This window comes from Flavobacterium poyangense (genome assembly GCF_011751075.1).
In the GTDB taxonomy this organism is placed as follows: domain Bacteria; phylum Bacteroidota; class Bacteroidia; order Flavobacteriales; family Flavobacteriaceae; genus Flavobacterium; species Flavobacterium poyangense.
The window spans coordinates 86040-99361 of the sequence record NZ_JAALLN010000001.1 but is presented as its reverse complement, the minus strand read 5'-3'; the positions used below and the strand labels follow the sequence as shown (position 1 = coordinate 99361).

Below are 13322 nucleotides of genomic sequence, written 5' to 3'. Positions count from 1 at the left end.
AGAAGTTGAATTGGTTACAACGAGAAACTGGTACCTTCTTTTCCGTCTTTTAACTGAATGCCCAGTTCGATTAACTGATCGCGAATCTGATCAGAAAGTGCAAAGTTTTTATCTGCTCTTGCCTGATTTCTCATTCCGATAAGCATAGTTACAACACCGTCTAATTTATCCGTATTACCTTCAGCTTTCTCATCATTCAAGCCTAAAACATCAAAAACAAAAGCATTGATGGCAGTAGTAAAGAGTTCGAGATCTTCTTTAGAAATCGTTTCTTTTCCTTCTTTCAGTAAGTTGATGTAACGAACAGCCTCAAATAATTGTGCAATTAAGATAGGGGTGTTAAAATCGTCATTCATGGCATCATAACACAACTGTTTCCAAGATGCAATATCGATAGAACTTGTTGTGCTTGATTTTATTTCCGGTAAAGCGTTAACAGCTTCCATTAATCTTTTATATCCTTTTTCTGCCGCTACAATCGCATCGTCAGAAAAATCCAGTATGCTTCTGTAATGTGCCTGTAACATAAAGAAACGGGTCACGGAAGCAGAAAAGGCTTTGCTTAGAATGTTATTGTCTCCGCTTAATATTTCACCCGGTAAAATATTATTTCCGGTTGATTTTGCCATTTTTTTACCATTTAGCGTAAGCATGTTGGTATGCATCCAGTAGTTTACAGGAGATTGACCGGTGCAAGCTTCATTTTGTGCAATTTCGCATTCGTGGTGCGGAAATTTTAAATCCATTCCACCTCCGTGAATGTCAAAATGATTGCCCAGGTATTTGGTGCTCATAGCTGTACATTCAAGATGCCAGCCCGGAAAACCATCGCTCCATGGAGAAGGCCATCTCATAATGTGTTCCGGCTCTGCTTTTTTCCATAAGGCAAAATCCTGAGGATTTCTTTTGTCAGACTGACCATCAAGATCACGGGTGTTAGCAAGCATATCTTCGATATTTCTACCGCTTAAAATTCCGTAATTTTTGGTTTCGTTGTATTTTACAACATCAAAATAAACAGATCCGTTGGCTTCGTAACCAATTCCGGTATCGATTATTTTTTTGATGATTTCAATTTGTTCAATAATATGTCCCGTTGCGGTTGGTTCAATGCTTGGTGGCAAGAAGTTGAAAGCACTTAGTATATTATGAAAATCTACCGTATAGCGCTGTACAATCTCCATTGGTTCCAATTGCTCTATACGTGCTTTTTTGGCGATTTTATCTTCACCTTCATCCACATCATCTACAATATGTCCGACATCGGTAATGTTTCTTACGTAACGCACTTTGTAATCCAGATGTAATAAGTACCTGAAAATAACGTCAAAAGACATAAAAGTCCTAACATTTCCAAGGTGTACATTGCTATAAACCGTAGGTCCGCAAACATACATTCCAACATTTCCTACGTGAATAGGGTTGAAATTTTCTTTTTCACCCGAAAGTGAGTTGTATATTTTTAGCGGCTGTGATGTATATAAATGCATATTGGTTTTTTAGTGTTTAAGCGTTTAACTGTTTAATCGTTTTTATTCTTTTGAAAGATAATACTTTTTTAAGCTATTTAGCTGATTACAAATTTTTTCAATTTTCTCACGCAATTCGATGTAATCAATATCAGAAACGTAATTTAAATCTTTTGCAATGATTAAATGGTTTAAAGTTTCCATTGCCGATGAATAAGAAATCGTAAGAAAATAAGCTTTGTCTTTATTTGTATTTCTCGAAGTCCCTTCCGCAATATTTGTTGCAATTGAAGAAGAGCTTCTTTTTATTTGAGAAGTTATTCAGAATAATTCATTTGATGAAAATTTACTCGTTAATTTATAAATGTCCAAAATCAATATTCTTGAGTTTTGCCAAACTTCTAACTTTTCAAATGAAAAAACGTACATTCTTTTTTGTTTAATTGTCCGATTTGTTTAATCGTTTAACCGCAAATTAAGTCTTTGATAAAACGATTAAACAAATTAATGATTTACCGATTAAACTAAAACTGAGTATCTAATTTTATGTAATCAAGAAATTCTCTTTTGGTTTGAGGATCTTTGAATCTTCCGCCAAATTCAGAGGTTACCGTACTGCTTTCGATATCCTTAATTCCTCTTGAATTAACGCAAAGGTGTTTGGCATCGATAACGCAGGCAACATCTTCTGTACCAAGCGCTTTTTGTAATTCCTGAACGATCTGCATCGTTAGACGCTCTTGAACCTGAGGTCTTTTGGCATAATATTCAACAATTCGGTTCATTTTAGATAAACCAATAACTCTACCACTCGAAATATAAGCTACATGTGCTCTTCCGATAATTGGTAATAAATGGTGTTCGCAGGTAGAATAAACGGTAATGTTTTTTTCAACTAACATTTCACCGTATTTGTAATTATTATCAAAAGTAGAAGCTTTTGGTTGTTTGGAAGGGTTAAGACCACCAAAAATTTCTTTTACAAACATTTTAGCCACTCTGTTTGGAGTGCCTTTTATGCTGTCATCAGTCAAATCCATTCCAAGAGTTTGCAGAATGTTCTCAACATCTTTTTTTATTTTTTCTATTTTTTCATCGTCACTTAAGTCAAAAGCGTCCTTTCTAAGAGGGTTTTGCGCATTACTGCTAAAGTGATTGTCACCTATTTCGTCTAAAAAATCTTCGTTATTTGTCATTAAAAACTACTATTATATGTGGTATATCTTTTTAAGGCGGTAAAGATAATTAATAAAAAGCAAACCTTTTCTATCGTTTTTATTATTTAATTCAAGTTGCTGGTTGAATAAGGTGTACTGTAAAATGTAAAAAGTAATAAGTTTTGTTTGATTGATTTCTATCTTACCCTGCACGAGCATATAGTTGAGCGCATTCAGAATAAGACAAAGCCACTGACTACTTTGGTTTAGAGTTCTTACTTCTAAATTTACCAAATTGCGTCAGATCACCAAAATACAGTAACAATTCATCTAAATCCTATCGTTTCGCCTAAAGGCAAGGAAATCTAATGAATTAAAGCATGTGCCCTTTCAGACCAGTATATCACATTCAACATTTTACAGTATACATTTTACAACTACTAACTAGCAACTTAAATTATTTAGTGATTACTTTTTGGATATCGGTTAAATTAAAATCAAATAACGGTTTGTTTAAAATGCAAAAGACAATAACTTTAAGTCGTTATTGTCTTTTGTGATTTATGCTGGTAAGCCGTATTATTTTTTACTGTTGTAAACTAAAAGGGCTTCTTTAAGAACATTTACTGCGCTGATTAAGTCTTTTTTGTTCAGAACATAGGCAATTCTAACCTGGTTCAGTCCCATTCCGGGAGTAGAATAAAAACCTGCAGCAGGAGCTACCATTACGGTTTCTCCGTTTAGATCATAACTTTCCAGAAGCCATTGTGCAAAATCATCGGCATTGTCAATTGGTAACTGAGCAATACAGTAAAAGGCACCTTTGGGCTTGGTTATGATTACACCTTCAATTTTATTTAATTCTGTAATCAAAGTATCCCTGCGGTCTTTGTATTCCGAAATAACTTCGTCAAAATAACTTTGTGGAGTATCTATAGCAGCTTCACAAGCGATTTGTTCAATAGTGGGTGGGCTCAATCGTGCTTGTGCGAATTTCATCACCGTTGCCAGAACCTCTTTGTTTTTGGTAACCAGACAACCAATTCTGGCACCGCACATGCTGTAACGTTTAGAAACAGAATCAACCATAATCACATTTTGCTGTACGTCTTCTAAATTCATTACCGAATAATGAACATCGTCTGTATCGTACAGGAACTCGCGATAAACTTCATCAGCAATCAGATACAAATCGTGTTTTTTAATCAGACTTGCTAATTGTTTGATTTCTGATTCCGAATATAAATAACCGGTTGGATTACCGGGATTACAAATCAAGATGACTTTTGTTTTCGGAGTAATTAATTTTTCGAATGAATCGATACTAGGCAAAGCGAAAGCCGTTTCGATAGTTGAAATTACAGGAACTACCGTTGCTCCGGTTGAGGCCGAAAACGCATTGTAATTGGCATAAAAAGGTTCCGGAATGATAATCTCATCTCCCGGATCTGTAATTGTGGCCAACGCAAACAACAAGGCCTCAGAACCACCGGTGGTGATAATGATATCTTCAGGGTTGACATTTACATTTTGGCGTTGGTAAAACTGTGCTAATTTCTTTCTGTAACTTTCATAGCCGGCAGACGGGCTGTACTCTATAATAGTTAAGTCAATATTTTTTACCGCCTGCATGGCCACTTCGGGTGTCTTGATATCCGGTTGACCAATGTTTAAATGATACACTTTATGTCCTTTTTGCTTTGCTATATCTGCATAAGGAGCAAGTTTACGTATCGGTGATTCGGGCATGTTTCTGCCTTTTTGCGAAATTGTTGGCATGAGCTATTTGTATTGAAGTGCAAATTTGCATTTTTTTTTCGAATTTAACGTAAACATTACAGGTACTTATGAAAATCTAACAATTATAAAAATATTTACTAATTTTATACTAAAATACTGTCAATGAAAAAATATATCGTGTTGTTTCTTGGGGTTTTCACACCTTTTCTATTAAATGCTCAAAATGATTTTTTGATACAAAAGGAGCATTCTAAGGTTACTATCCCTTTTAAATTGATTAACAACCTTATTTTTATTCCCATAAAAGTCAATGGTGTAGAATTAAATTTTCTGCTGGATTCCGGTGTAGAAGAAACAATATTGTTTAGTATGGATGAAAAACAAGAAGTTCATTTTAACAATGTTGAAAAAATAAAACTGAGAGGATTAGGCGGTGAGGAAGAAATCGAAGGATTGAAATCGACCAACAATATCTTAGAAACCCATGGTTTGAAAGCTATTGATCAGTTGCTTTATGTTATTCTCGACCAGGAATTTAATTTGTCTTCGCATATCGGAATTCCGGTAAATGGAATCATTGGCTATAAATTCTTTAAAAATAATTTAGTTGAAATTAATTATCAGAAGAAAAAAGTTACGGTACATGTAAATAACGAAAAGATTAGAAGCAGGCTTGAGAAAAAATTTGAAACAATTCCAATTACAATTGAAAGGGCAAAACCTTATATCGAGTCAACAGCTGTTGTTGACGGTGTAACTATTCCGGCCAAACTGCTTATTGATATTGGTAACAGTGATGCTTTTTGGGTTTTTGAAAATGATAAAATAAAATTGCCGAAGAAAAATTTTCCTGATTTCTTAGGAAAAGGCTTTAGTGGGGACATTGAGGGGCACAGGGCAAAAATTTCGAAATTTTCGATAGCTGATTTTGATTTTAAAAATCCAATTGTTTCTTTTCCTGATTCAACATCAGTTCGAAATGTTAAAATGGTTCCGGGGCGTATTGGTTCTCTGGGGGGAGAAGTTCTAAAAAGATTTACGGTGGTGTTGGATTATGCAGATCAGAAACTGTTTCTCAAAAAAAATAACAAGTTTTCAGAGCCATTTACATATAATAAAAGCGGTATTACAGTGCAGCATAACGGTTTGCAATGGGTACAGGAAACGGTTCATTTAGAGACCGTGCAAGTTACTTCGTCTTTGGGTGAGATGGAAGCGAACGCGAGAAAGGGAAGTGATTTTAGATATAAATTTAGTTTAAAACCGGTTTTTGAAATTGTAAATATTCGCAAGTTTTCGGCTGCTGAAAAATGTGGTCTTATGCGAGGTGATATTATTGTGAGTATCAATAAAGTATTGCCTTACAAATATTCGCTTCAGCAAATAAATGCACTTTTAAAATCGGAAGAAGATGTTTGGATTAATTTGGAAGTAGAAAGAAATAGTTTAATTCTGAAATTCAGATTTAAGCTTGAAGACGAATTGTAAGTTGTTTAGCATTAAAAAAAATTTATTAATGATTAATAAAAATTAATATTTGTAATTTTAGGAAAAAAGTTACAAAAATAGTCAGTTTTAATTTAGAAAGGAGTAATATTTTTTTATGTTTGTCTAAAAAATAGAATCTATGTTCAGAAATTACATCAAATTCTTATATTTTATATTGTTTTTTGCTTTTTTCTCGCTTTTGTCTTCTTCAATTTATGCGCAATGTGCCGGAGATGATAATAATCTTACGGTATGTGATATTCCTAATCCGGCTAATCAAACAATTAATTTATTTGCAGAATTAGGAGGAGCTCCAATAGCCGGAGGACTATGGTCAGATGATGATGAGTCGGGAGGGTTAAATGCAACCACAGGAGTTTTAAATGCTCATCTTATCCGTCAAAGTGGGATTTATCATTATACGTACACAGTTAATGGTGCGGTGGGCTGTACCGATAATTCGGCAACCATAACAGTAATTATAGGCGGTTATTCTGGGGTTACTTCAAATTCTACGCAATGTAGTGCAGACGGTACTTTTAATCTTTTTGAAGCTTTTAATGGCCTCTTTTTGGGGCCACAGTATAATGGACAATGGTATGATAATACTACCAATAAGAATATTGGTTCTGTAATTAATATTTTTAATCTTGAAGGAGATTATCGATTTACCTATACGATGCCTGCCATTGGCAGTTGTCCTGCTGTGTCTTCATCAGCAGTAATAACCGTTGTAAGGGCTCCGAGATCGGGACAAGCGATGCCTTTGGCTTTGTGTGCTAGTGATGGTTTGTCTGCTTATACCAATTTTGATCTTGATAAGCTACTGAAAGGGCAGGATGCAGGGGGAAGTTGGACTGATAGCAATCGTATTAGCACGGGAGAATTAACTTTTTCCGGAGATCATTTTGTAGATCTTGAAAAAATTTATGATCGATTTGGGGCAGGATTTTTTTACTTTACTTATAGGGTTTCATCTCCAAAACCAATTTGTTCGCCGCAGGAAACAACAGTAGGAGTGCGGCTTGAAAGAAAGCTTGATTTTACGGGAGCTACCGTTACCGTTAATAATGATATCTGTGAAACGGAAATTGCAACAGCAAGTTATTCGGTTACAATTAAAAGAGGAAATACAGCTATTCCCAACGGAACTTATCTGGTGACCTATAAGGTATCCGGACCAAATGGAAGAACAGAAGATATACAGGCCAATTTTACGAATGGAGTTCTTATATTTCCTTTAGATTCAAAATTTTTTCAACAAGTCGGGACTTTTAATGTAAATATCGTGAATATTTTAGCATCTAACGCTTCAAAGTCCTGTACTAATATTATAAATAATTTATCAGATGATTTAATCGTATATGCTATACCGGATTTAAGTGATTCAAAAATTGCAAAAATTACAACTTGTCAAAACGAGAGTGCGTTAGTACAGATTTCAGATGCCATAAAAATTACCGATGGTACCTATGATCTTACGTATAATATAACTGGTGCCAACGTAGCTACCGGACAATTAGCAAGAGCAACATTTACAGGAGGTAATGCGAGTTTTATGCTTCCTGCTATTTTAAGTTCCAATGCCGGTAATGCGGTAATAACCATTACCAATATTAGTCATGTCATTTCTCAATGCGCCAATACAGCTAATTTGAGCGGTGATATTCTTATTAATCCGTTACCGATTGCAGCCACTGTAAGAATGCAGATTAGGGATGTTTGTTTTGGAGAACCTGTCTCTGTTTCGATTAGCGGGCTAGGTACTTTAACCGATATCTCGTTGGACTATAGTGTTTCAGATAACACCACTTCTACACCTTTTACAATTGCTTTACCGGCAGTATCAGGTGGTAATGCAAGTTTTGTACTTCCTTCAGGAGCAATTCCAAACCCGGGATCTTATGCCGTTTCGATTACAAAACTGACTAATAATATAACAGGTTGTGGTATCGATATAAGCGGTTTGTCAGATGCTTTTCGGATAAATCCTATTCCGGTTGCTCCATCGGCTGGGCCTCAGTCTTTTTGTAAAGCAGATAGCAGAACAATTGCCAACTTACAGCCTAATGGGACACAATATAAATGGTATATTTCTGATACAGCAACTACACCACTTGCAGCTACCTATGTATTAAAATCAGAGAATTATTATGTACGCGAGACTTCTCCTGCCGGTTGTACATCAGATGCGACGGCTATTTTGGTCACTATAAATGATTCCCCGGCACCGGTATTAAATTCAGAAGGAGCAGGTTTCTGCGGATTAGATAATCCCACAATTGCAGATTTGACGAGTCGTACCAATTCTCCTTCTTCGGTAGTTTGGTACGACGCGCGAACGAATGGAAATTTATTGGCGGCAACTACTCCGTTGGCTGAAAATACAAGGTATTATGGGTTTGATTTAGAAAATACTACAGGTTGTAAGTCAGAGAATAGTCTTGAAGTTATCGTGTCGTTGACAAATTGCGATTCTTTAGAAAATGTTTTTATTCCAGATGGATTTTCTCCTAACGGTGATGGTGTAAATGATTCTTTTGAAATTAAGGATATTGACTTTTTGTATCCGAATTATGCACTTCAAATTTTCAACAGATATGGAAACGAAATGTATAAAGGATTTAAAAATAAAGCCAGTTGGGACGGATTGAATTATGAAGCGAACGGTGTTAGCAGCGGAATGGCGCCTAACGGAGTTTATTTTTACGTTCTCTATTTTAATAAAGGCAATAAGCCCCCAAAACAAGGACGCCTTTATTTAAACAGATAATTCAGTGTACGTTCTTTAATACGATTTTCAAATGAAAAAAATAATATTTTATATAACCTTCCTTTTTTATATAACCTCGGTTTCAGCGCAGCAGGATCCGGAGTATACGCATTATATGTATAATATGAGTGTGGTGAACCCTGCCTATGCGACGGGTACACCTGCCATGTTAAATCTTGGCGGATTATACAGAACACAGTGGGTTGGAGCTCATGGTGCTCCAAAAACATTTACTTTTTTTGGTCATACAGCCGTGAGTGATAAAGTCGAAGTGGGTATGTCTTTAATCTCTGATGATATTGGCGATGGTGCTAAAAAAGAAAATAACTTTTATGCCGATTTTGCCTATGTTTTAAATTTAGGAGGAAAAAACAAACTGTCTCTGGGATTAAAAGCCGGATTTACGTCTATGCAAACCAATTTTAATGGTTTTCAACTGCAAAGCGGAAATGCCAATACCGATTTGGCTTTCGCTCAGGACGTTAATGTAACCAAACCAAACATAGGAGTGGGAGCTTACTATTTCAGAGATAATTTATATGTCGGATTATCTTCTCCCGGTTTATTGAACTCGAAACATATCGAAGAAAAATCAGGTATAAATGCTTTTGGTTCAGAAAACATTCATACTTTTTTAACAGCCGGATATGTTTTTCAGATGAATGACAGGTTGAAATTAAAACCGGCTTTTATGTCGAGATTTGTTAAGGGAGCTCCGATTGCTTTAGACTTAACATTAAATGCTTTGTACAACGAAAAATTTGAGTTTGGAGCTGCTTACAGATTAGATGATGCTGTGAGTGCCTTGGTAAACATAAACATCACACCAACACTTAGAGTGGGGTATGCTTACGATTATACGCTTTCTAATCTGGGACAGTTTAACTCGGGGACTCATGAAATTATGTTGCTTTTTGATTTAGATTTATTAGGAAAAGGATTTGACAAATCACCAAGATTCTTTTAAAATGAAAAATATGAAAAAACTACTCGTTATTATATTCGTATTTTCAATACAGTTTATAAAGGCTCAGGATCAGGATTTGATTAGAGCCAAGCGATTTTTTGATAAAACCTATTATAGTGAAGCTATTGTATTGTATGAAAAATTGGCAGCAGACAAGCCTTCTCAGGAGGTTATTAGAAATTTAGCAGATTCTTATTATTACACCAATAATCTGATAAAAGCCCAACGTTATTACAGGCTTTTGATAAAAAGTTACGATAAAGATTTAGACAGAGAATATTACTACCGATATGCACAAACATTAAAGGCCAGTAACAGTGAAGATCAGGCTAATGCTGCTCTTAGAGAATATTATGCAAAATCTGCCAATGCACAAGACGCTGTTTATTTCGAAAAAGAACTAAAAGAACTAGAAAATGTCTCCGCTATCGGCAATCGGTTTGAGATTAAAAATCTGGCAATAAATACGCCAAATTCTGAGTTTGGTGCTGTAGAATATAAAGATAATTTGGTTTTTGCAGGAGTCAAATTAAAACCAAGTCTGTTTGATAAAAAATTTAAGTGGGATAATGAAACCTATTTAAATTTAGTTGCCGTACCCATAAAAAATGTTAATTCCAAAGAAGCAGTTCTACATTATTTTGCAGATGAATTAAAAACCGGAATGCACGAATCTAATGCAGTTTTTACAAAAGACGGCAAAACCATTTATTTTACCCGTAACAATTCAAAAAACGGAAAGAAAAAGAAAAACGACCAGAAAATCTCGAATCTTCAGATTTTTAAAGCCGAATTAGTCGACGGAAAATGGACCAATATAACAGCACTTCCGTTTAACAGTCCAAATTATTCTGTCGAGCATCCTGCCTTAAGTGCTGATGAAAAAGTACTGTATTTCTCTTCAGATATGCCGGGAACAGTGGGGTCTTTTGATATTTTTTCTGTAAACATTAATAAAGGGGCATTTGATACACCAAAAAATCTGGGCCCAGTTATTAATACCAGTAAAAGAGAGCAGTTTCCTTTTGTCTCAGAGGATAATAAGCTTTATTTTTCTTCAGACGGACATTTAGGATATGGATCGCTGGATGTTTTTGTTTCTGATATTGGCAAAAATGACTATTCAAAACCGGTAAATATTGGTCTGCCCTTAAATTCTAATTTAGATGATTTTTCGTTTACCGTTTCGGATGGTAAAGAAGGTTATTTTGCTTCAAACAGAGAAGGAGGAAAGGGGAGTGATGATATTTATCAATTTAAAGAGATTAAAGAATTAATAGTAGAAGATTGTAAACAATTTATTGCCGGGACTATTACTGATTTTGATACAAAGCAGGTATTAGAAAATGCAACGGTTATACTACAGGATTCAGACAAAAAAACAATAGGTACGATTACTACCGGTGCAGACGGGAAATTTAGTTTTACGGTCAATTGCGAAAGTTCCTTCATTGTTTTGGCATTCAAAGAAAAATATACAAACGAATCAAGAGCTTTAACATCCGGAAAAACCAGAAATACCAGTAATGATGCTTCTATGACATTACGATCTATTGAGGCAATTAAATTAGAAGAACAACAGATCGCCGAAAATAAAAAGAAAGAAGAACAACGTCTGGTTGAAGAGAAAAGAGAGAAAGAAGCCTTGGCAGTTATAGCTTTGAAAGAAGCCGAGAAAAAAGCCAAAGCAGACGAAATTGCAGCAGCTGAAGTCAAGAAAAAAGAAAAAGTAGAGCAGATTTTAAAACAAGAAAAAGATGTTGTAAAAGAAAATGACCGATTGCTTATAAAAACGGATCCCATTTATTTTGATTACAATATGTGGTACATTCGTAAAGAGTCTAAGGTCGTTTTAGGCAGAGTTGTTGCCCTGATGAAAAAATATCCGGATATGGTTATTGAGATCGGATCGCATACCGATTCGAGAGGAAATGCTAAGTTTAATGAAGATTTGTCTCAGAAAAGGGCTTCTTCGACCAGAGCATTTTTAATAGAATCCGGAATTGATCCCAAAAGAGTACTTGCCAAAGGGTATGGGGAATCAGTACCAATTGTAAAGTGTAAAGTAGCAGACTCCTGTACAGAAGAAGAACATGAATTAAACAGAAGAAGCGAATTTGTGATTAAGAATTTATAAGCTGTTTGATGCTATTTTTGGAAATTGGTAAAATTGGAGGCAAAAAAAAAGCTTGCCACTAATTGCGCGAATTTTCACGAATTATTTTTTTAAACTAGAAATAATCCTTTTAATCTGTGGCGAAATAAAAAGTGCTGCCACAGATTGCACTGATTTGAAGGATTCTTTTTCTGATTTACTATTACTATTCAATAATAAAGGTTTAGGTTAATATATAGATATATTGATTTTGCTCAAAAAAAGAGTGTGAAAAAGAAGGGTATTTTTATCATCGAGTTAAACTATGAGGCTTTCAAATAAGTGAAACGCCTTTTTTTTCGTTTTCAAAACTATGTTTCTATGTGTTTAAAAAATAATACCTCCAGTAAGTTAAATTGATTTCTTACTAATTGAAAATCAATACCATTTTTAGAGTAAGACTAAATCAATTGTTATTTGATTAGAAAATCTTTTTTTTACATGCTTTTTTCTTTAATTTTATAAAGTAACAATGATTTAAAACTATACTTATGAAAAACCTAGTCTTATCCTGTTTGCTTCTAACCTGTATTGGATTCCAAAGCTGTAAAAATGACGAAAAGCAAAAAGAAATTGAAGCAGCCAAAGCAGAAGCAAAGAAAGTTGTAAATGTTCAATGTTACAAAGCAATCTACGAGAGGGATACTATTGATTTAAAATTGAATACTTTAAAAGATGGTAAATTAACAGGTAATATGATAATGAAGGTTGATTCTCAACCGGAAAAGATTGGCGAAATTAAAGGAGAATTTCATGGTGATACTTTATTTGCTGATTATACCTTTAGAGAAAAAACAAATAAGAATACCACATTTAAAAATCCGATGGCTTTCTTAAAAAGAGACAAGCAACTTATTTTAGGAAACGGAACCATGCAGATTACGATGGGGGTAACTTATTTGGTAAAAGATAAGCCTATCGATTTTGAAAATGTTAAATATAAATTTACAACTGTAGACTGTATTGAAGAGTCCAAATAAAAAGTTGTGTTGAATAATAGTACAAAAAAAAGCCGCTTCTAGTTTTAGAAACGGCTTTTACTATTTTTAGCTTTTAATTTTTTTATAAAACTTCTCCCTTGATTTTTAGGGCAACCCTACCATCAGGGTAATTTACGGCATTAGTTTCAACAGTAATTGTTTTACGAATTGGGCCTGCAGCCATATTGTATTTTACATCAATTTTTCCTTTTTTACCCGGTAAAATAGCAGCAGCCGGTTTGGTAACAATAATAGAACTAACTGTAGATTCGGCGCCAGTAATCAATAGAGGTGCATCTCCTGTATTGGTGAATTCAAAAGAGCGGAGTCCATTATCACCTTTAGAAATTTTTCCATAATCAATTGTGTTGTCTGGGGCTGCAAATTCAATTTTTGGGCCGTTTTGCGTATAACCTATTGTAGTAAACAATGCGATTACAATAAAAGTGGCAACATTTTTCATTTTGAAATTATTTTTGAGTTGTAAGTAAATATACTTTCTTTTAATTAATACACAAATTATTATTTCGCTTTTTATAGTGTACTTAATTATTTACTTTTGCTGTCAATATTAAATACAAAAATTAAACCAA

Annotated in this window: 10 protein-coding genes; 5 read left to right on the top strand and 5 right to left on the bottom strand. The window is 34.5% G+C overall.

The genetic code is table 11. The features are described from left to right. Positions 1–14: 14 nt before the first annotated feature. The 4 genes from cysS to G3A47_RS00380 form a co-directional block, all read right to left on the bottom strand. Positions 15–1490, bottom strand: coding sequence for a cysteine--tRNA ligase (gene cysS / locus G3A47_RS00395; protein WP_166919358.1), 1476 nt, complete (start codon positions 1488–1490; stop codon positions 15–17). A gap of 42 nt (positions 1491–1532) precedes the next feature. Beyond that, entirely contained in the window at positions 1533–1778 is a 246-nt protein-coding gene (locus tag G3A47_RS00390) for a four helix bundle protein (protein WP_306783609.1), read from the bottom strand. Between the two features lie 215 nt (positions 1779–1993). Further along, entirely contained in the window at positions 1994–2665 is a 672-nt protein-coding gene (gene folE, locus G3A47_RS00385) for a GTP cyclohydrolase I FolE (RefSeq protein WP_166919356.1), read from the bottom strand. A gap of 540 nt (positions 2666–3205) precedes the next feature. Further along, a complete protein-coding gene (locus tag G3A47_RS00380; RefSeq protein ID WP_166919354.1) occupies positions 3206–4405 on the bottom strand; it encodes a pyridoxal phosphate-dependent aminotransferase in 1200 nt (399 codons plus the stop codon). Positions 4406–4528: 123 nt separating this feature from the next. Here G3A47_RS00380 and G3A47_RS00375 point away from each other — a divergent pair, with 123 nt between their 5' ends. The 5 genes from G3A47_RS00375 to G3A47_RS00355 all read left to right on the top strand — a co-directional run bounded on the left by G3A47_RS00375 (position 4529) and on the right by G3A47_RS00355 (position 12729). After that, entirely contained in the window at positions 4529–5854 is a 1326-nt protein-coding gene (locus G3A47_RS00375) for a PDZ domain-containing protein (protein ID WP_166919352.1), read from the top strand. Between the two features lie 139 nt (positions 5855–5993). Next, on the top strand, positions 5994–8627 hold the full coding sequence (locus G3A47_RS00370; RefSeq protein WP_166919350.1) for a gliding motility-associated C-terminal domain-containing protein: 2634 nt from the start codon (positions 5994–5996) through the stop codon (positions 8625–8627). A 31-nt stretch (positions 8628–8658) separates the two neighbouring features. Then, positions 8659–9594, top strand: a complete 936-nt coding sequence (locus G3A47_RS00365; RefSeq protein WP_166919348.1) for a PorP/SprF family type IX secretion system membrane protein — start codon at positions 8659–8661, stop codon at positions 9592–9594. Positions 9595–9604: 10 nt separating this feature from the next. Beyond that, on the top strand, positions 9605–11731 hold the full coding sequence (locus G3A47_RS00360; RefSeq protein WP_166919346.1) for an OmpA family protein: 2127 nt from the start codon (positions 9605–9607) through the stop codon (positions 11729–11731). A gap of 509 nt (positions 11732–12240) precedes the next feature. Then, the gene (locus G3A47_RS00355) at positions 12241–12729 is read left to right on the top strand and encodes a hypothetical protein (protein WP_166919344.1); all 489 of its coding nucleotides are present in this window, start codon (positions 12241–12243) and stop codon (positions 12727–12729) included. 82 nt (positions 12730–12811) lie between these two features. Here G3A47_RS00355 and G3A47_RS00350 read toward each other — a convergent pair whose 3' ends face one another. Continuing rightward, positions 12812–13192: a DUF1573 domain-containing protein gene (locus tag G3A47_RS00350; protein WP_166919342.1), complete on the bottom strand. Its 381-nt coding sequence runs from the start codon at positions 13190–13192 to the stop codon at positions 12812–12814. Between the last annotated feature and the right edge of the window lie 130 nt (positions 13193–13322).

Excerpts from the sequence above, each read along its gene's own strand:
- cysS (WP_166919358.1), bottom strand. The coding sequence starts at position 1,490 with ATGCATTTATATACATCACAGCCGCTAAAAATATACAACTCACTTTCG.
- G3A47_RS00350 (WP_166919342.1), bottom strand. The coding sequence starts at position 13,192 with ATGAAAAATGTTGCCACTTTTATTGTAATCGCATTGTTTACTACAATA.
- G3A47_RS00380 (WP_166919354.1), bottom strand. The coding sequence starts at position 4,405 with ATGCCAACAATTTCGCAAAAAGGCAGAAACATGCCCGAATCACCGATA.
- G3A47_RS00365 (WP_166919348.1), top strand. The coding sequence starts at position 8,659 with ATGAAAAAAATAATATTTTATATAACCTTCCTTTTTTATATAACCTCG.
- G3A47_RS00370 (WP_166919350.1), top strand. The coding sequence starts at position 5,994 with ATGTTCAGAAATTACATCAAATTCTTATATTTTATATTGTTTTTTGCT.
- G3A47_RS00360 (WP_166919346.1), top strand. The coding sequence starts at position 9,605 with ATGAAAAAACTACTCGTTATTATATTCGTATTTTCAATACAGTTTATA.
- folE (WP_166919356.1), bottom strand. The coding sequence starts at position 2,665 with ATGACAAATAACGAAGATTTTTTAGACGAAATAGGTGACAATCACTTT.
- G3A47_RS00375 (WP_166919352.1), top strand. The coding sequence starts at position 4,529 with ATGAAAAAATATATCGTGTTGTTTCTTGGGGTTTTCACACCTTTTCTA.
- G3A47_RS00355 (WP_166919344.1), top strand. The coding sequence starts at position 12,241 with ATGAAAAACCTAGTCTTATCCTGTTTGCTTCTAACCTGTATTGGATTC.